The following is an 18,469-nucleotide window of genomic DNA, read 5'->3' as shown; positions in this document are numbered from 1 at the left end:
TGGTGCCCACGACACGACCGCGGGCGTCCGCCGCGCTCCACGACAATCCCGGCGTCGACCGCAGAACGCACCCGACCCGCATGGCCTCGAGGAGGATCACGTGAGCGACCGACCGGCACTGGCGGACGACGCCTCTGCGCCGACCGCCTTCGCGGCCGCGACGACGCGCGTCGTCGCCGGCGCTTCGCTCTACGACGCGACCGAGGCCTTGGTCGATGAGCTCTCCAACGAGGAGATGCTCGGCCTGCTGGATGGCGACAGCGAATTCTGGTCGGGCATGAGCGAGATGGGTCGGCAGTACAACGCCCGCCCGATCGTGATGGGTGAGGTCACGCGCCTGGGCATTCCCGGGCTGCGCTTCAGCGACGGACCGCGCGGCGTCGTGATGGGGGAGTCGACCGCTTTCCCGGTGTCCATGGCTCGCGGCGCGACGTGGAACCTCGCCCTCGAGGAGGAGGTCGGCCGGGCGATCGGTGCTGAGATGCGGGCGCAGGGCGGCAACTTCTTCGGCGGAGTCTGCATCAATCTGCCGCGGCATCCTGCATGGGGTCGGTCGCAGGAGACCTACGGCGAGGATCCCGTCCTCCTCGGCGAGTTCGGCGCCGCCCTCGTACGCGGGGTGCAGCGTCACGGAATGGCGGTCGCCAAGCACTACGCCCTCAACTCCATGGAGAACGCCCGATTCGCAGTCGATGTGAGAGCCGATGACGCCGCGCTGCACGAGCTCTACCTGCCGCACTTCAAGCGTGTCGTCGAGGAGGGGGTCGCCGGGATCATGACCTCCTACAACAGTGTGAACGGCGAGTGGGCCGGCCAGAACGAAGCGCTTCTCGAGGGCGTGCTGCGCGAGCAGTGGGGCTTCGAGGGCATCACCCTCTCGGACTTCATCTTCGGGCTCCGCGACCCCGCGATGTCGCTCCGGGCAGGTCTCGACGTCGAAGCGCCGTTCCGGCAGCAGAGGGCCAGAGCCCTCCCCGGGGACCTCGAGGCGGGTCGCGCATCGTGGAACGACGTCCGACGAGCGGCACGACGGATCATCGCGACGCAGCTGCGCTTCGCCGCCTCCGATCTCGACCCGGAACCCGAGCTCTCGGTCGTCTTCTCGCGAGCACATCGTGCACTGTCTCGCCGCGCCGCCGCCGAGTCGATGGTCCTTCTCCAGAACGACGCACTCGACGAGGCCCCTCTCCTGCCGATCGACCGCACAGCGGTCTCGTCGATCGCCGTGATCGGACGACTCGCCGACCTGGCCAACACGGGTGACAAGGGCTCTTCGAACGTGCACTCGCCACGGGTGATCACGCCACTCGAGGGTGTTCGCCGCGCCTTCCCCACCACGATGGTCCTCAGCAGCGTCGACGACGATCCGATCGCCGCCGCGCACATCGCCGCCGATGCGGACATCGCCGTCGTGGTCGTCGGCTACACGGCTGCCGACGAGGGCGAGTACCTCGGCGACACCATGCTCTCTGCTCCAGGTCTTCTCGAGGTCTTCCCCCCGCTGCCACCCGGGGTCACGATGCCGACCGGCGACGACCGCAACGAGAACCTCATGGGCTCGGCGGCCGGAGGTGACCGGGCGTCGCTCAGGATCCGCCCCATCGACGTGGAGATCATCCGAGCGACCGCCGCGGCGAACCCGCGGACGGTGGTCGTGATCGTGACCGCCGGCGCCGTGATCATCGAGGAGTGGAAGGACCTCGTCCCCACGATCCTCATCAGCTGGTACGCAGGCAGCGAAGGTGGGGATGCACTCGCGGACGTGATGCTCGGCGAAGTGGACGCCTCCGGTCGGCTTCCCTACTCGATACCGCGGAACGAGTCGCATCTGCCCTTCTTCGACGTGGCCGCCACGTCCATCGTGTACGACCGCTGGCACGGTCAGCGACTCCTCGATCGCGATGGCGTCGAAGCCGCGTACCCCTTGGGATTCGGCCTCTCCTACACACGATTCGCCATCCGGGACCTCGAGGTGGGACCTGTCGATCAGGAGTCGGGCTCGTTTCAAGCGACGGTCGATGTCATCAACATCGGCGACCGGGCGGGGCGGCACGTGGTGCAGCTCTACGGAGTGGTCGACGCCGACGACTTCCCCGAGCGCGTACTCCTCGGATTCGACCCCATCGCCGTCGGTGCGGGCGAGACGCAACGCGTCCGCATCACCGGATCGGTCGCGCCGCTGCGCCGGTGGACGTCGACCGGATGGAGTCCCGCGGCATCCCGAGTGCTCGTCGAGGCCGCAGCGTTCTCGGGTGATCCCGCCGCAGCGACCGTCCCGCTCGACCTTGCTTAGACCGCCACACCACGACCACTGATCACTGAACCAACGACGAAGGAGTCATCATGAACGACCAGGACGCCCAGCACCCCCTCCCGAGCGGAGGAGCCTTCCCGATCCCGGGGGCCCTCGCCCCGGAGGACGCCGCCCAGCAGAAGGCCGCGGCCGACCTCGGAAGCGCCCCCGAGCCGCCGAAGGTCAGTGCGGGGTGGATCACCCTTCTCGCGCTCGGTCTCTTCGGCGCTTACCTCGCGTTCGTCACCCCGATCGCGATCTCGCTCGCCATCCAGGTGCAGGCACTCGCGCCCGGGAACGAGGAGTACCTCGGCATCCTCCTCGGAGTCGGCTCGCTCGCCGCACTGCTCGTCGGGCCCCTCGGCGGTCAGCTCAGCGATAGAACGCGAACTCGCCTTGGACGCAGGAGGCCGTGGATCCTGATCGGCACGCTCGTCGGCCTCGTCGGCCTGACCTTGATGGCAGCAGCGCCGAACGTGCTGGTGCTCGGCATCGGCTGGGTCATCGCGCAGATCGGCTGGAGCCAGACGGTCAACAACTTCACCACGCTCCAGGCCGACAAGCTCCCCGAGAGCCAGCGCGGCAAGGTCGGAGCGATCACCGGCTTCGCGACGATGGTCGCACCGGTCTTCGGCGCCGTCATCGGAGGAACGCTCGCGAGCCAGCCGTTCCTGCTCTTCCTGGTACCCGGCGCGATCGCCCTGGTCCTCGTCCTGGTCTTCGTCGCTTTCATGAAAGAGGACGACAGCCGGAACGCCCCGACCGAGCAGACACTCACCGCCGGGATCGTGCTCTCGAAGTACGTCTTCAACCCGCGCAAGTACCCGGACTTCTCCTGGAACTGGCTCGGCCGCTTCTTCTTCTTCTTCGGCCTCACGCTGAACACCTCCTACACCGCGTTCTTCTTCTCCTCGAGACTCGACATCCCCGTCGACGAGATCGGCGGCACCGTCGCCACCGTCGGACTGCTCGGCATCGTCGGCACCATCATCGGAGTCTTCGCGGGCGGCTTCCTCAGCGACAAGCTGCGCCGGCGCAAGGCCTTCGTCCTCGGCTCCGGCATCCTCTTCGCCGCCGGTTCCCTGGTGATGCTCCTCGCCAACGACCTGCCGCTCCTCATCGTCGGCGCGTTCATGGGCAACCTCGCAATCGGCGTCTTCTCGGCCGTCGACCAGGCGCTGTTCCTCGATGTGCTTCCCGAGCGCGCGACGGAGGCGGGCCGCTTCGTCAACCTCACGCAGTTCGCGACCACCATTCCGCAGGCGCTCGCTCCGCTGCTGGCTTCGGTGATCCTCGCGATCGGCGCAGGTTCGGACGGCGCTCGCGACTACTCGATGCTCTACATCCTCGCGGCGGTGTTCACGCTCCTCGGCGGGCTCGTGGTCCTTCGCGTCCGCTCGGTTCGCTGAGCCGTACCCGCTCGAACCCGACCTCGAAGGAAGCGCAAAATGACAGCACTCCGTCCCGGCTTCCTCTGGGGCGCCTCCACCGCCCCGCACCAGACCGAGGGAGGCAATGTGAACAGCGACTGGTGGGTGTACGAGCAGCGTTCCCCGCACTTCGCAGCGAGTGGGGACGGTGTCGACTCGTACCACCGCTACGAGGAGGACATGCGCCTGCTCGCCGACGCAGGGCTCACCGCCTACCGCTTCGGCGTGGAGTGGTCGCGGATCGAGCCGCTACCCGGGCAGTTCTCGCGAGCCGAGCTCGCGCACTACCGGCGGATGATCGACACCGCTCTGGGTCTCGGGCTCACGCCGGTCGTCACCCTGCACCACTTCACGAGCCCGCGCTGGTTCGTCGAGGAGGGAGGCTGGCTGGGTGAGACCGCGATCGAACGCTTCAGCGCGTACGTGCGCGAGGTGTGCGGGATCCTCGACGGCGTCGAGTGGGTCTGCACGATCAACGAGCCCAACATGTTCTCGTTCATGATCCTGATGAGCCGGATGATCAATTCCGATGCGGTGCCACCGATGGAGACACCCACGATCCAGCCGGAGGGCGGCTTCACACTGCCGTCTCCGTCTCCCGAGACGACACGCCGACTGATCGAGGCGCATCACGCCGCCCGGGACATCGTCCGCGAGCTGACTGACGCGAAGGTCGGCTGGACCGTCGCGAACCTCGCGCTCCACCCGATGGCCGGCGGTGAGTCGAGGCACGCCGAGGAGCAGCTCGTCCGCGAGGACGTGTTCCTCGAGGCGGCGCGCGGCGACGACTTCCTCGGTGTGCAGGCCTACTCGACCCAGGGCATCGACGCGAACGGCCTCGTGCCCAACCCGCCGAGCCCCGAGAACACCATGGTCGGCACTCCGTACCGCCCGGACGCGCTCGGCATCGCCCTTCGGCACGCCTGGGAGGTGAGCGGAGGCGTCCCGCTCCTCGTCACCGAGAACGGCATCGCGACGCCCGACGACGCCCGACGAATCGCCTACACGGAGGAGGCTCTCCGGCACCTCGTCGAGGCCGTCGACGACGGCATCGACGTTCGCGGCTATCTGCACTGGAGCCTGCTCGACAACTTCGAGTGGGGGCATTGGGAGCCGACCTTCGGCCTGATCTCAGTCGATCGCACGACCTTCGAGCGGCACCCCAAGCCGAGCCTCGCCTGGCTCGGCCGGACCGCAATCTCGCTCGGCTCCTGAGCCATCGCGAGTCCGACATCCTCCGACCTCGACAGTGGAAGAGCACAGCATGAACGACGACAGGACCGCCCTGACCGCCAACAGCACCATCGGGGCATGGCTCGATCACCCCGCGGGTGCCGCGATCGTCCGCGGCATCGCGGAACAGGCGGGTATGGATGATCACGCGCTCAGGGTGCTGCGAAAGGTGACCCTCGGTCGCCTGATCGCATCGTCGCCGAACGCGCCGGCCGGACTCGCCGACTCGCTCGTCGCGGAAGTCAACGGCGGGCGCGTGCCCTCCGACGAGGAGGCGGTGGGTCTCGCCTGGGTGGAGAAGATCACTCCCGGACGCTTCGAGGGCTCGACCGTCATCGTGACGGGCGCGGCCTCCGGGATCGGTCGCGCCGTCGCCTCGAGAGTGGCCCGTGAAGGCGGACGGGTCATCGCCGTCGACATCTCAGCCGACCGACTGGCCGGACTCACTGAGGAGGTCGCAGGTCACGACGTCGTCCCGGTTGCCGGCGACATCACGTCGGAGGAGGGGGTCGCCGCGATCATCGCTGCAGCCGGCGGGCGCGTGGACGCGCTCGCCAACGTCGCCGGGCTGAGTGACGACTTCGCCCCGCTGCACGAGGTGAGCGACGCCGTGCTCGAGCGGGTCTTCGCTGTCAACGTGTTCGGAGTCATCAGGCTCACACGCGCAGTACTGCCGCTGATGATGGCGGCCGGCCGCGGATCCATCGTGAACATCGCCTCGGAGGCGGCGCTTCGCGGCTCCTCGTCCGGGCTCGTCTACACCGCGTCCAAGAACGCGGTCGTCGGCATCACGAAGAGCACCGCCTTCATGTACGAGCCTCACGGGATCCGCACGAACAGCGTCGCTCCCGGCGGCACGCTCACCGGAATGCGGCCGGTGAACACGAGCACGTTCGGCCAGCAGCGGATCGACAGCCAGCGGGCCGACGTGCCCATCTCGATCCCGGAGGCACTGGCGGCGTCGATCACGTTCCTGCTGAGCGACGACAGCGTCAACATCAACGGTGCGATCCTGCCGTCCGATGGCGGCGAGTCCGTGTACTAGGCGCGTCGCACGTCACCACTCCCTCGCTCTCCACCCGCAGAATCGGCCGGATCCGGCCGGAAGGACCCATGCAATGACCACGCACAGTGAACCCGCCGCCTTCGTAGGAGCCGACCGCCCGTCAGAGGAGGGCGACCCCGCGGTGTACTTCCGTCGAGGCTTCACCGTCGACGACGAGCTCCGCCGAGCCGAGCTCATCGTCACCGCGTTGGGAGTCGTCGAGGCGTACGTCAACGGCACTCGTCTCGGCACCGAGGTGCTCGCTCCCGGCTGGACCTCGTACCGGCACCGCGTGGTGGCCCGTCGTCATGATGTGACCGAACTTCTGGTCACGGGGGAGAACATCCTCGGCGCGGTCGTCGGCGAAGGCTGGGCCGTCGGCGCGCTGACGTGGGAGAACAATCGGCACAACTATGCCGACCGGCCCGCGCTCTACGCCCGACTCGAGCTCGTCTACGACGACCGCACCGAGACCGTCGGCACTGACGGCGAGGTGCGCGTCGGCACAGGCGCGGTGCGCTCCTCCGGTATCTACGCCGGCGAGAGCTACGACGCGCGCGCTGAGCAGCACGGCTGGGCCGAAACTGGATTCGACGACTCCTCGTGGTCGGCGGTGAGCGAAGTGCCGTGGGACGTCGCGACGGTGACCGAGGACGACACTCCGCCGATCCGCCCCATCGAAGAACTCCTCCCGGTCGCGATCACGACGAGTCCTTCAGGCCGCCGCATCGTCGACTTCGGCCAGAACATCTCGGGGTGGGTCCGTCTGAGGGTGACCGGGGAACAGGGCACAGTCATCACCCTGCGCCACGCCGAGCTGCTCACTCCTGACGGAGAGCTCGAGATCGAGACCCTGCGCAGCGCTGCCGCCACCGACAGGTACACCCTCCGAGGCGGCGGACCGGAATCGTGGGAGCCTCGCTTCACCTTCCACGGCTTCCGCTACGCCGAGGTCGACGGCTGGCCGGGCGAACTCGCGCCCGACGATCTGCGCGCGGTGGTCGTTCACACCGACATGGTCCGCACCGGCTGGTTCGAGACCTCGAACCCCCTCGTGACGAAGCTCCATGACAACACGGTGTGGTCGATGCGCGACAACTTCGTCGGCGTGCCCACCGACTGCCCTCAGCGCGATGAGCGTCTCGGCTGGACCGGCGACCTCAATGCCTTCGCCCCGACCGCGACCTACCTCTACGACGTGCGGGGCGTGCTCGGCTCCTGGCTGCAGGACCTCGCGGTCGAGCAGGCCGACACCGGAACCGTTCCGTGGACGGTTCCGGACGTGCTGCCGACCGGTTCGTCGGCGACCGCGCTGTGGAGCGATGTCGCGGTGAGCCTGCCGTGGGAGCTCTATCAGGAGTACGGGGACCTCGCGATCCTCCGCTCCGCCTATCCCTCGATGACTGCGTTCGTCCGCGAGGTCGAGGCCGCCCTCGACGAGAACGACCTCTGGGGGAGCGGCTTCCAGTTCGGCGACTGGCTCGACCCGGACGCTCCGGCCGACAACCCCGCAGGAGGAAAGACCGACCGCTATCTCGTCGCCTGCGCCTACCTCTGCAGAACGACCCGCCAGATGGCCGAGAGCGCCAGGCTCCTCGGCGAGGGCGCCGATGCCGAGCACTTCATCGCGCTCGCGAAGCGCGTTCGCGCAGCGTTCCGGCGGGAGTTCGTCACTGAGACCGGCCGGGTGGTGAGCGAGTCGGCCACCGGCTACGCCCTGCCGATCATGTTCGACCTGCTCGACGCGGCGCAGAAGCGGAGGGCCGGTGCGAAGCTCGCCGAGATCGTCGCGCAGTCCGGCTTCACCATCTCGACCGGATTCGCCGGCACCCCGCTCATCACCGATGCGCTCAGCAGCACCGGTCACCTCGAGGAGGCGTACGAGCTGCTGCTGCAGACGAAGAGCCCTTCCTTCCTCTACCCCGTGACGATGGGCGCGACGACCATCTGGGAGCGCTGGGACTCCGTCCTCCCCGACGGCACGATCAACGCCACCGGCATGACCTCGCTCAACCACTACGCCCTCGGCGCCGTCGCCGACTGGATGCACCGCGTCATCGGCGGGCTCACCCGCACCTCCGCAGGCTGGCGCACCCTGACGATCGCGCCGCAGCCCGGGGGAGACCTGACATCCGCCCGCGCCGCGCACGACACCGTCCTCGGCCGCGCTGAGTCGCACTGGCGGGCCGAGGGCGGCGAGATGCTGTTCGACGTCGTCGTCCCCGAGGGCGCGACCGCGACGGTCGTGCCGCCACTGCACCCGGACCGCCTCAGCATCGAGGTCGGCCCCGGCGCCCACTCCTGGCGCTACCCACTGCCCGCCGGCTTCGGCGAGGAGGCGGTGCTCTCGCTCGAGACGCCGATCAAGGACGTGATGAAGCACGACGCACTCTGGCAGGCCGTCCTCGACGTCATGCGCACGTACTTCCCGGGTGTCCCCGTCGAAGCAGCCGGCAGCCACATGGGGGATCTGCCGCTCGGCGCGCTCGCATCCAGGCTGCCGCAGAACGGCGAAGCCATGAAGCGCGACCTGCTCGCAATCCTCGAGGCCGCACGATGACCGACCGGACGTGACGCGAAGGGTGAGCGGAACCCGACCGAAGCTCAGTCGAGCGCCGATGAGCGAAGAGCGAAAGTCACATCTCATCACATCGGCGCAGTGGTCTGGATCATTGACTACGCAGGAGGGAAATGCCTTTCTGTGTTTTCGCTACCAGTGTCGTTCGAGAGAGAAGAGGCGTCCTAGCGTGGAGCTCGTCGACGTGATGTCCACGTCAACACATCGAAGGAGACGACCATGCAGAGCCGCACCCGCCACTCCCTCCGCACCCTGCTCGCAGCCGCCGCGACTGCGGGCCTCGCCCTCACCGCTGTCGGCACGACCGCCGCGCCGGCTGTCGCCGCCGAAGGCGAGATGACCTACACGCTCTACCAGGAGGCGAACCCGACGCCGGATCAGGCGGACGCGTACGCCCGGATCACAGCCGCGATGGACGCCGCTGTCGCCCGCTTCAACGCGCAGACCGACATCACGAAGGTGCTGAACGTCTACTACGAGCCGTCCGTGCCGACCGCTGACGCGGACGGCAACGGCAACGGCACCATCCGCTTCGGCGCCGACCGCCGCTACCAGGTGGAGGGCACGGCCCTCCACGAGATCTCGCACACGGTGGGAGTCGGAGTGACAGGCGCCTTCTACGACAAGTGCTCGACCGGCATCTGGTCCGGCCCCCAGGCCACCGCGCTCGTCAAGTCGTGGGACGGCCCCGAGGCCGAGCTCCGCTGCGCCGGCATCCACATCTACCCCTACGGGCTGAACTTCGACAACGAGTTCAGCGAGCTCGCCTTCGAGCGCCACGTGGAAGTCACCGAGGCGATGATCGCCGACGGGATGTAGATCACCGGGAGGGGCGTCGACCGCGGTCGGCGCCCCTCCCGAGCGTTCGCCGCCCGAGAAGCGCCTCGGTAGGGTGCGCCAGCCACCAACCTTCCACCCGAGGAGACCCCGTGACCCTTCCGTTCGATCCGCTCGAGGAGCTCGCCCTCTCCGACCTGCGCCGCAGGACGAGCCAGAAGTGGCGCGGCCATGCGGGAGTCGTCCTCCCCCTCTGGGTGGCCGAGATGGACGTTCGCCTCGCTCCGCCGATCGAGGAGGCTCTGCACGCCGCGCTCTCGGCCGGTGATACCGGGTACGCCTCCGGGGCCGGCTACTCGGCCCTCACCGAGGCCGTCGCCTCGTTCGCCGCGGAGCGGTGGCACTGGGACGGCTTCCCTGTCGGCGCGACCCGGGTGTTCAGCGACGTGATGACGGGCATCGTCGAGGTGCTCGAGGTCAGCTCGTCGCCCGGCGACGCGGTCGTGGTCACCTCGCCCGTGTACGCCCCGTTCTTCTCGTACATCGGCCACTCGGGGCGCGAGGTCGTCGAGACCACGCTCTCGCCCGAGGGCAGACTCGACCTCGACGCGATCGAGGAGACGCTGCGGCGCCTCCGGGATCAGCGGCGCCGCACGGTCCTCCTCCTGTGCAACCCGCACAATCCGACGGGCACCGTGCCGACCCGAGCCGAGCTCGAAGGTGTGGCGACCCTGGCGCAGCGCTACAGCGTGCGGGTGCTGGCGGACGAGATCCACGGGCCTCTGACGCTGGCCGGCGCCGTGTTCACCCCCTACCTGTCCGTCGCGGGCGCCGACGACGCGATCGCGTTCACCTCCGCCTCGAAGGGGTGGAACCTCGCCGGACTCAAGGCGGCAGTCGCCTCAGCGGGCCCGGCGGCCGCTCGCGACCTGGCAGGCGTGCGCGCCGAGATCGACTACGCGCCCAGCCACCTCGGAGTCCTCGCGCACGCGGCCGCGTTCCGCGAGGCCGGCGACTGGCTCGATGCCCTGCTCGCCTCCCTCGACCGCAAGCGCACGCTGACGGGCGAGCTGCTCGCCGAGCATCTGCCGCAGCTGACATGGCGGGAGCCGGAGGGGACATACCTGGCCTGGATCGACTGCCGCGCCCTGTCCCTCCCCGAGACCGGGCCGCGCGACTCGTTCGCCGTCGCCACCGATCTCGACGGAGCCGCGCAGCTTTTCGCCGAGCAGGCGGGTGTCGCGGTCAACAGCGGGCACATCTTCGGCCGCGGCGGCGCCGGCTGGATCCGGTTGAACTTCGCCACATCGACCGAGATCCTCACGACGGCCGTGACGCGGATGGGCGCCGCGGCGGCTGCCGCGGCGCCTCGCTGACCCCCTTCGTCAGCAGGTCCTCGGGGCGTAGCCGAGCACGCGCTGCTCGACCGCGCCCGCCTCGCCGAGCGAGACCGTCACGGACCCGGCCGCCACTGACGTCCTCCGCGTGGTGAACGCGTGAGTCGCGCTCGTCCCCGGTGCGACGCTCGCGAAGGTGCGCGACCCGAAGGCCGTCTGGAAAAGGACCCGCAGCGGCACCGACTCCTGGTTCCGGCAGGTCGCCGTGATGTACACGCTGCTGCCCGCGCACCGCGTGCTGACGGTGGTCGTCGCGACGTACTGCGCGGGAGCGGCGCCGAGACGTGTGACCGAGAGGTCGCGGAACTCGGCCGTGCCGAAGCCGTAGCTGCTCTGCAGACCCACGTAGCTCGCCGCGGGGCGGTGCGTCGAGTCGGACGCCGACAGCACGAGCACGCCGTCGTCGAAGAGCCGCAGCTGCGCACCCTCGACCTCGAAGCGCAGGCGGTGCTCCACTCCCGCGATGATCTCGCTCGCCGAGCCGACTCCGGCGAGCTTCGTGTTCTGCCCGTTCGCGAAGCGGCCGATGGCGTATCGGTTCCCCCACGCCGAGATCCCGGCGTAGTAGTGGTCGCCCCGGGTCGTGCTGCGCGCGATCACGACCGTGTCGCGACCCTCGGGCGTCGATCCCGTGGGAGTGACGGCGACCGCGACGGCGTAGTCCGGCGCCGGCAGCAGCGCGTTGCCCTGGAGGGCCTGCGGTGAGGTGCTCGGCGCGTTGCCGAGGCTGCGGGCCGCTCCGTCACGGATTTCGAAGGACGCTCCGGTGGGCACGACCGCGGCGTGCGTCATCGCCCACTTCGCGGGGTCGATGACGGCGACGGAAGCGCTCCAGACGGCGAGCTGGATCGTCTCGTTCCAGCCGGGCCGGTTGTTCTTGACGTTGTAGAGGAGGTGGCTGCGGCCCTGGTGCTCGACAGCGAAGGAGCGGTAGATCATCGAGTCCTCCGGGCCGCCGACGACGCCGAGGTCGAGGTCGAGGCGCGAGCGGTCGAGGGTCCAGGCGAGGCCGTCGGGGGAGGTCATGCGGCCCGCGCGCGACGGGTGGTCGGCCTGCCAGCCGATGACGCGACTCTCGTAGGTCCCGTCGGCGAGCCTGCGGACGTTCGGACCGCCGACTCCGAGCGATGCCCAGCCGCCGTCCTCCATCGGCCGGACGAGGGGGTTGGCGGGGTGCTTCGTCCAGGGTCCCTCCGGGCGAACGGCGGTGGCGTAGCAGATGAACTCGGGCTCGCCACCGGCCGAGGCGATCTTGCCGGCGGTGTACCACATCTTCCAGAGGCCGGCCGTGGCGTCGTATAGGAGCGACGAGTTGTAGAGGAAGCCGTCCTCCCACGCCGCGGTCGGCGCGAGCACCACGCCCTTCTTCTCGAAGGGCCCGTCCGGCTGCGTCGCCACCGCGTAGTGGATCCGGCCCATACCCGAGGTGTCCATGCCGAAGTAGGTCATGTGCCACAGGCCGTCCCTCAGCACGACACTGGGCTGGTTCAGGTAGCCGCGTTCAGTCTCGAGGGTGGGGAGGAGGAGTGCCTCGGGCCGTTTCGTCCAGGTGAGACCGTCCTCGCTGGTCGCGTAGCCGATGCCGTGCAGCGAGCCGTACCAGGTCTTGAACAGTGGTCCCGACCCTGAGTCGTAGACGCAGCAGGGGTCCTGGAGGAGGTCGCTCTCCCAGGGGAGGTCCTTCTCCAGGATCACGCCGCGCCGCTCCCACCCCGGGATCGGCAGGAATCCGTCGCGCAGGAGGATCTGCGGGGGAGTGGCGGCGAGAGGTGCGGCCTGCGCCGGCAGGCCGGCGAGCAGGGCCGCTCCGCCGGCGAGTGCGCCGCCGAGCAGTGCGCGCCTGGAGGCGCCGGAGTGGGGGTGCGGATCGGTCACGGGTGGCTCCTCATCGAGCGGTGGTGAGTCAGGCCCGCGCGAGGGCTCCGCGCGGGCCGCAGGGGAGTTCGGGGCGGGGCCGCTACTCCATCAGCGTCAGCGTCAGCGTCGAGCTGTAGTCGCCCGCGGCGGTCGTGGGGAGTGTCTCGAGGACGAGTTCGGCGGTCGAGGTCCAGCTGCCCTCGGTCGCGACGCCGGCGGAGTCGTCGGTGATCGCCAGGAACTCCTGGTCGACGAGTCCGACGTTGCCGGGGGCGTCGTCGAAGACGGTCCCGACATCGGATCCGGCCGAGACGATCCCGCTGTCGCCGCCGTCGATCAGCCGGGGCGACCAGCCGAGCTGCGTCGCCGGGATCGCCTCCTGACCCGCGCTGCCGACGAACGCGGACGCGGTGCCGAGCACGTACCAGCCCGCCCCGTCAGGGATGTCGGTGGCCGCGCGGGTGTCGGTGACGGTGACGGTCGGGAGCGTGCCGGCGAAGCGGCGCAGCTCCGGTGTCGATCCCGTCTCGGTGAGGGCGGTGGAGGTCCCGGCGACGCTCATGGACAGGACCCCGGGCGTGGTGAGCGGGGTGATGGTCACGTCGACCGAGACGGAGTCGTCGCCGAGCTCGGCGGCGACCGCCTGGCCGGCGACGGCGGTGAGGAGCAGGCAGCCGGCGGCGGCGACCGCGGAGCGGGCCAGGAGGGTGCGATGCGTCATTGCTTCTTCTTTCGAGTCTGACTCGCGGACGAGCGAGGGTGGGGATCCGGCCGGCGGCCGGAGGGGGGAGCGGAGGGAGGGGAGCGGGTCGTCCCGCTCCCCTCCCTCCCGTGCTCAGCAGCTGCGAGCTGTGTACGGCGCGTCGACGGTCCGGCTGAGGGCCTTCCCGTTCACGGTCGCCGTCGCGTCGACGGTGGCGGTGCCCGCCGGGATCGAGCCGAGGCGCGTGGTGAACGCCTGCGTCGCCGAGGAGCCGGGCTTCACGCCCGTGAAGACCTTGGTGCCGTAGGCGGTGCGGAGCGTGATGCCCATCGGCGTCGCCTCCTCGTTCTTCGCGGTGACGGTGAGCACGACCTTGCCGTTGATGCACCGCGAGCTCGCCGACGCCGTCACCTTCAGCGCGGGGGCCGCGGCGATGGTGAAGGAGGCGGTGGGCGACGCGGTGGACGCTCCGACCGAGTTGGTCGCGACGACGCTCGCGGTGTAGGTCCCTGCAGGCAGGCCTGCGAACACGGCGCTCGTGGTCGTGCCGGTCTTCGTGATCGCCGCGCCCCCGGTCGGGGTGACGGTGGCGGTGTAGCCCGTGATCGCCGCCCCTCCGTCGGCCGGGGCGGTCCAGAGGAGGGTCGCCGCGTCGCCGGCGACGGCGACGGTGGGTGCCGCCGGTGCCTTCGGAGCCGTTGCGGCGCCCGGCTCGACCGTGACGGTCACGCTGGGCCGGACCGTGGTTCCGGCCATCGCGCCGAGCACCGTGAAGGTGCCAGCGGTGGCGTAGGACGCCGGCGGGACGGCGTCCCAGGTGACGGTGCGCGACTCCTTCGCTCCGGTGCCGCCGCTGAAGACGGCGACCGCGGTGCGCGGGAGGACGGGCGCCTTGCCCAGGGCGGTGGTCGCGGTCTGCTGCTCGATCGAGGAGATGTCGCTGCCGCTGTCGCCGACGCTGATGGTCGCGGTGACCGCCTGCGTCGATCCCGTCAGCACGCCGGTCGCGGTGATCACGCCGGGTGTCGCGAAGCGGGTGGCGGGGATCGCGTCCCAGGTCGCGCGCAGCTCGCCGCGCGAGCCGTCCGAGTAGACGGCGACGACGGTCGCGGGCAGCGTCACCGGGGTGTTGACGGTGGTGCGCTTCGCGACGGCCTCGAAGGAGCCCGCGTAGTCGGCGTAGACGTCGAACTCGGAGGCGGCGATCGCCGAGTAGGCACCACTCGTCGAGCGGCTGGCCTGGAAGGTCGCGCGCAGCTGCGTGGTCGTCACCGGGGTGAAGGCCACCTCGCTGGGTGTGCCGATCGCGTTCACCGGGTACTGGGTGCCGGCTCGCAGGGCGACCGGCTTCCAGGTGGTGCCGTCGAGGTACTCGAGCGACCAGGAGGCGGGAAGGGCGACGCCGCCCCCGCTGCCCTGTTCCGCGTCGTTCCAGAACGAGGCCCCGGCGCCGGCCACCCGCGTCGGGGTGGACCAGGTATAAGTGAGCGTCTGGCTCGCCGGGCGGGTGCCGTCGGCGTACGTGCCCCAGAGCTTCGTCTGCTCGGTCTGCGCACCGGCCACCGTCTCGCCGTCGTTGATCGAGGCGAGGCGGTTCCACGGAGCGATGTAAGAGGCGGACGGAGTCGCGTACGACCCGACCTCCGAGCCCAGCGGTCGGACGTCCGAGACCTCGACGACCTGTTCGAGCGTCGTCTCCTTCACGGTGTCCGAGGCGGTGAAGCGCAGGGTGTACGAGCCGGGCTTCGAGAAGCGGACCGTCGTCGCCGCGGAGGCCGCGTCGGTGAAGGTCGCCGTCGAGTCCGAGGGCTTGGCGACCACGGTCCACGCCTGGCTGAGCTCGCCGATCGGCAGGCCGTCGTCCGAGGCGGTGCCGACGAACCGGGCGATGCTCGGGTCAGCGACGGTGAGGCGCTGGATCGACACGACGGGTGGCGCGTTCTCGGCCGGCGTGTAGGCGGCCGTCACGTTCTTCAGCTGCACCTCCTTGATGCCGGTCTTCTGGCCCTGCTGGTGCGCGACGAGGACCCTGATCTTCTGGGTCGTCACGTCGGCGAACCGGACGGTGTTCTCGTTGCCGGTCGGGACCTTCGGTGTGCGGGCCTGGGCTGTCACCGACTTCCAGGCTGCGCCGTCCCAGTACTGCACCGAGTACGACTTCGGCGCGGAGTAGCCCTGCACGGTTGTGCCCGAGGAGGTGCGGTAGAAGTAGATCCCCGCCTGATTCACCTTCTGCGCGGTGCCGAGGTCGATCTCGAGCCAGTCACTGGCGTTCGGCGAACCGGCGGTGCCCCAGAAGGGCTCGTTGACGGTGGAGCCGTCGACGGCGTTCGCCGGGACGAGGTTCTTGCCCGAGGGGGTGCTGCCGCCGGCCGAGTAGGAGGCCGTGGCGGTCCTGCCCTGGGCGAGGTCGGGCGCTGCGCTGGTGGTCGGGTCGACGTCGACGCCGGCCTTGCCGAGCAGGTCGACGACCCGGTCGGTGGCGGCGAAGCGCACGTCCTGCGCGGGCTTCACGGCGTTCGCGGCCGAGTAGAGCACGGTCGCATCGGTCGTGACGGCACCGGTGACGGTGTCGAACTCGACCGGCACGAGGCTGTCGATCGTGAAGGCGCGCTTTCCGTCGAGGTAGACGGAGTAGCCCTCGGGGGTGTCGCCGTAGTGGCGGGTTCCTCCGGGCTCGTCCCAGACGATCGTGAGGTCCTTGTCGTGGTACTTCAGGTTGTTGGCCGTGAAGTGGTCCCAGTCGATGTCGATGGGCGAGAGTTCGAGGACCGAGTCGGTGCGGGCCTGCAGGCCCATCGCGTCCTCGACGACGGTGAAGTTCGTCGTGCCGAGCTGGGTCTGGTGGATCCAGGAGCGGTACTTGATCGATCCGCCGTCGGCGGCTGAGCCGTGCGACCAGAATTCGTTCTCGTTCTGGCGGGTGACGTCGCCCTTCTCGTAGCTGGCCCAGGCGTTCCAGTAGAGCATCTTCTTGTAGTAGTCGCTGGTCAGGTACGAGTTCGGGTAGTCGCGCAGTGTCGAGGAGAGCAGGCGGAACATGACCGTCGAGTTGATGGTCGAGAAGTTGTTCGAGTAGTGCTTGCCCGACCCGGCGTCGCGGATGGCGCGAGCCTTCGCGTCCTTCTGGTTGGCCGTGTAGAAGGGGAAGGGCGCGTACTGCTCGCTGTCGACGAAGAGGCGGAAGGCGTCGAGGTACTTCTGGTCGAAGTCGGCGTCGCCCGGCTTGGGCATGAGGCCGACGGTGTACGGGTAGTACATGTTGACCTCCTTCCACGGGATCTTCGATCCGGCGGGAAGGCCCGAGGAGCCGTCCGAGTAGGAAGCCTTGATCATGTTGCCGAAGAAGCCGGCCTCGTCGGCGGTGCTGCGCTTGTCCTCCCAGAGGACGTCGAGGACCGACTTCTTGATCGCCTCGGCCTGCGCTGTCATGCGATCGGCGCCCGCGGTGTCGCCGGCGAGGCGGTAGGCCTCGGCGGCTGCTACGGCACCTGAGTAGAGGTAGGCGCTCTCGGGACGGTCCATCGGGTAGGAGTTCCACGCGTCCTTGTTGCGCCACGAGAACGAGACAGCGTCGACGTCGTTGCCGGTGAGGGCGGGGTTCGAGTACTCGAGGAGGTTGTTCTTGTTCGAGTCGAACTCGGCCAGCTGGCCGGTGATGTCGTCCTCGGCGTAGGTCGCGAGCTTGTCGGCGATCGCTGAGTCGCCGCCGTGCAGGGCGTAGGAGTTCCACGCGGCCTCGGAGATGTAGTTGGTGTAGCTGCTGTTCCAGTTGACCGGGTTGCCGGGGTTGTCGATGTAGCGGCTCTGGCGGGCAGTCTCACCGGCCGAGAGCCAGGTGCCGTAGGCGCTGGAGGGATCGCGGAAGTACTTCATGTCCTCGATGAACATGCCCGCCGTGAGGACGATCGCGTTGTTGTAGGCCTGCCCGAAGACCCCCTCCATCGAGGTGGGGAACTGGTAGTCGTTGCCGGGCACCTGCGCGTCGAGGAAGTTCGTGCGCAGCAGCCACCAGCGGTAGAAGAGCGTCTTGTCGATCTCGCCCGAAGGCGTCTCGAGGTAGGGGATGTTCTCGACCCACCACGTGTTGTAGCTCGTCGTCTGCGTCGTGAAGGCCGCCTGCGGGGTCGCCGCTGCGATCGACTGGAACTCGGTGGTGCTCTCGGGGATCTCGGCGGTGGTGAAGCCGAGCTGCAGCTTCACGTCGGCCGGGGTGGTCGATGCCGAGACGGTGCGCGTGAGCGCGGTCCCGTCGACCCCGAAGCCGTCGCCCGAGAAGCGGGTCGCGACCTGGGTGACGTTGTTCGCGGTCGTGACCGAGCCGGTCAGCTCGCTGCCGGCCGCCGTGCGGGCCAAGCCGGACTCGGCACGGAGGGCGACCGTCTTCGTGGAGCCGTCGGTGGTGCTGACCTGCAGCCGCTCGACCGCGACGTTCTGCCGCGAGATGAACTTGGTCTGCTTCACCAGCAGGCCGCCGCCGGTGTACTCGGAGTACCAGTAGCTGGGCGTGTTGTGGCGCTTCGCCTGGTTCTCCTGGAGGGCGACGGCGGCGCCGTTCACGCTCGCGGTCAGGGTCGAGCCGCTCTGGCCGAGGTCCTCGATGTAGGCGATGCGGCCGCGGAAGCCCAGCCCTGCGTCCGAGTTCTGCATGTAAACGGCGCGTCCGCGGGAGAAGAAGACGCCGTTGTTGTCGTAGTCGATGTTCGCGGGCTGGTCCGAGACGAAGTCGAGTCCGCCCGCTTCGTCGGGCTGGACGCCGTCGCGCGAGAGCATCCGGTCGAGCCAGAAGTCCTTGCCCGGAGCAGAGCCGGCGCCGGCCGCGAGGTCCGCGGCGTAGATCTTCCCGAGATGGGAGACGGTGGGGTCGTAGGTCGCCGTCGTCGACGGGATGGCCTTGTCGCCGTTGGTGAAGGTGGGATAGCCGAGGCTCTGGTTGCTGTTCTGCAGGCCCTCGTCGTACGGGTCCCACGTCGTGGCCGCGGACGCGGGCGCAGCGACGAGAACCGATCCGGCGAGGACCGCCGTGAGGGCGGTGGCGAGTGCGGTCGTGACCGCTCGGGCTCTTGTGGGTGTTCGCATCGTCGCGGACGCTCCCGTTCTGTTCGACTCTGAAGGAAGGAACCGGTCTCGCCGAACCGAGGAGGCGGGAGGGACCA

10 protein-coding genes are annotated in these 18,469 nt (G+C 69.4%); 7 read left to right on the top strand and 3 right to left on the bottom strand.

Features of this window, described 5'->3' with window-relative positions; all coding sequences use genetic code 11:
- Positions 1-100 precede the first annotated feature (100 nt).
- From HQQ86_RS12085 to HQQ86_RS12055, 7 genes are all read left to right on the top strand, one after another.
- Positions 101-2,293 (top strand): glycoside hydrolase family 3 C-terminal domain-containing protein, encoded by a 2,193-nt coding sequence (locus HQQ86_RS12085; protein WP_367948630.1) that lies wholly within the window; start codon positions 101-103, stop codon positions 2,291-2,293.
- Positions 2,294-2,343: 50 nt separating this feature from the next.
- Positions 2,344-3,702 carry an MFS transporter gene (locus HQQ86_RS12080; protein WP_173288341.1) on the top strand — a complete coding sequence of 453 codons (1,359 nt, stop codon included), beginning with the start codon at positions 2,344-2,346 and terminating at the stop codon, positions 3,700-3,702.
- A gap of 39 nt (positions 3,703-3,741) precedes the next feature.
- On the top strand, positions 3,742-4,938 hold the full coding sequence (locus HQQ86_RS12075) for a glycoside hydrolase family 1 protein (RefSeq protein WP_173288339.1): 1,197 nt from the start codon (positions 3,742-3,744) through the stop codon (positions 4,936-4,938).
- A gap of 49 nt (positions 4,939-4,987) precedes the next feature.
- Positions 4,988-6,001 (top strand): SDR family NAD(P)-dependent oxidoreductase, encoded by a 1,014-nt coding sequence (locus HQQ86_RS12070; protein ID WP_173288337.1) that lies wholly within the window; start codon positions 4,988-4,990, stop codon positions 5,999-6,001.
- Between the two features lie 73 nt (positions 6,002-6,074).
- Positions 6,075-8,561: an alpha-L-rhamnosidase gene (locus tag HQQ86_RS12065; protein ID WP_173288335.1), complete on the top strand. Its 2,487-nt coding sequence runs from the start codon at positions 6,075-6,077 to the stop codon at positions 8,559-8,561.
- A gap of 237 nt (positions 8,562-8,798) precedes the next feature.
- The gene (locus HQQ86_RS12060; protein WP_173288333.1) at positions 8,799-9,398 is read left to right on the top strand and encodes a hypothetical protein; all 600 of its coding nucleotides are present in this window, start codon (positions 8,799-8,801) and stop codon (positions 9,396-9,398) included.
- Positions 9,399-9,508: 110 nt separating this feature from the next.
- Complete coding sequence (locus tag HQQ86_RS12055; RefSeq protein ID WP_173288331.1) at positions 9,509-10,732, top strand: aminotransferase class I/II-fold pyridoxal phosphate-dependent enzyme; 1,224 nt, start codon at positions 9,509-9,511, stop codon at positions 10,730-10,732.
- A gap of 9 nt (positions 10,733-10,741) precedes the next feature.
- Here HQQ86_RS12055 and HQQ86_RS12050 read toward each other — a convergent pair whose 3' ends face one another.
- The 3 genes from HQQ86_RS12050 to HQQ86_RS12040 all read right to left on the bottom strand — a co-directional run bounded on the left by HQQ86_RS12050 (position 10,742) and on the right by HQQ86_RS12040 (position 18,392).
- Entirely contained in the window at positions 10,742-12,628 is a 1,887-nt protein-coding gene (locus tag HQQ86_RS12050) for a hypothetical protein (RefSeq protein WP_173288330.1), read from the bottom strand.
- Positions 12,629-12,710: 82 nt separating this feature from the next.
- A complete protein-coding gene (locus HQQ86_RS12045; protein WP_173288328.1) occupies positions 12,711-13,331 on the bottom strand; it encodes a hypothetical protein in 621 nt (206 codons plus the stop codon).
- A gap of 114 nt (positions 13,332-13,445) precedes the next feature.
- Complete coding sequence (locus HQQ86_RS12040) at positions 13,446-18,392, bottom strand: Ig-like domain-containing protein (protein ID WP_173288326.1); 4,947 nt, start codon at positions 18,390-18,392, stop codon at positions 13,446-13,448.
- Positions 18,393-18,469 lie beyond the last annotated feature (77 nt).

Source organism: Rathayibacter sp. VKM Ac-2857 (assembly GCF_013205025.1).
Lineage (GTDB): Bacteria > Actinomycetota > Actinomycetes > Actinomycetales > Microbacteriaceae > Rathayibacter.
The sequence above is the reverse complement of the archived record's forward strand: the minus strand, read 5'-3'. Positions and strand labels throughout refer to the sequence as shown.

What these genes read in the sequence shown, in the direction of transcription:
- HQQ86_RS12080 (WP_173288341.1), top strand. Translation starts at nt 2,344, where the DNA reads ATGAACGACCAGGACGCCCAGCACCCCCTCCCGAGCGGAGGAGCCTTC.
- HQQ86_RS12075 (WP_173288339.1), top strand. Translation starts at nt 3,742, where the DNA reads ATGACAGCACTCCGTCCCGGCTTCCTCTGGGGCGCCTCCACCGCCCCG.
- HQQ86_RS12070 (WP_173288337.1), top strand. Translation starts at nt 4,988, where the DNA reads ATGAACGACGACAGGACCGCCCTGACCGCCAACAGCACCATCGGGGCA.
- HQQ86_RS12065 (WP_173288335.1), top strand. Translation starts at nt 6,075, where the DNA reads ATGACCACGCACAGTGAACCCGCCGCCTTCGTAGGAGCCGACCGCCCG.
- HQQ86_RS12060 (WP_173288333.1), top strand. Translation starts at nt 8,799, where the DNA reads ATGCAGAGCCGCACCCGCCACTCCCTCCGCACCCTGCTCGCAGCCGCC.
- HQQ86_RS12045 (WP_173288328.1), bottom strand. Translation starts at nt 13,331, where the DNA reads ATGACGCATCGCACCCTCCTGGCCCGCTCCGCGGTCGCCGCCGCCGGC.
- HQQ86_RS12040 (WP_173288326.1), bottom strand. Translation starts at nt 18,392, where the DNA reads ATGCGAACACCCACAAGAGCCCGAGCGGTCACGACCGCACTCGCCACC.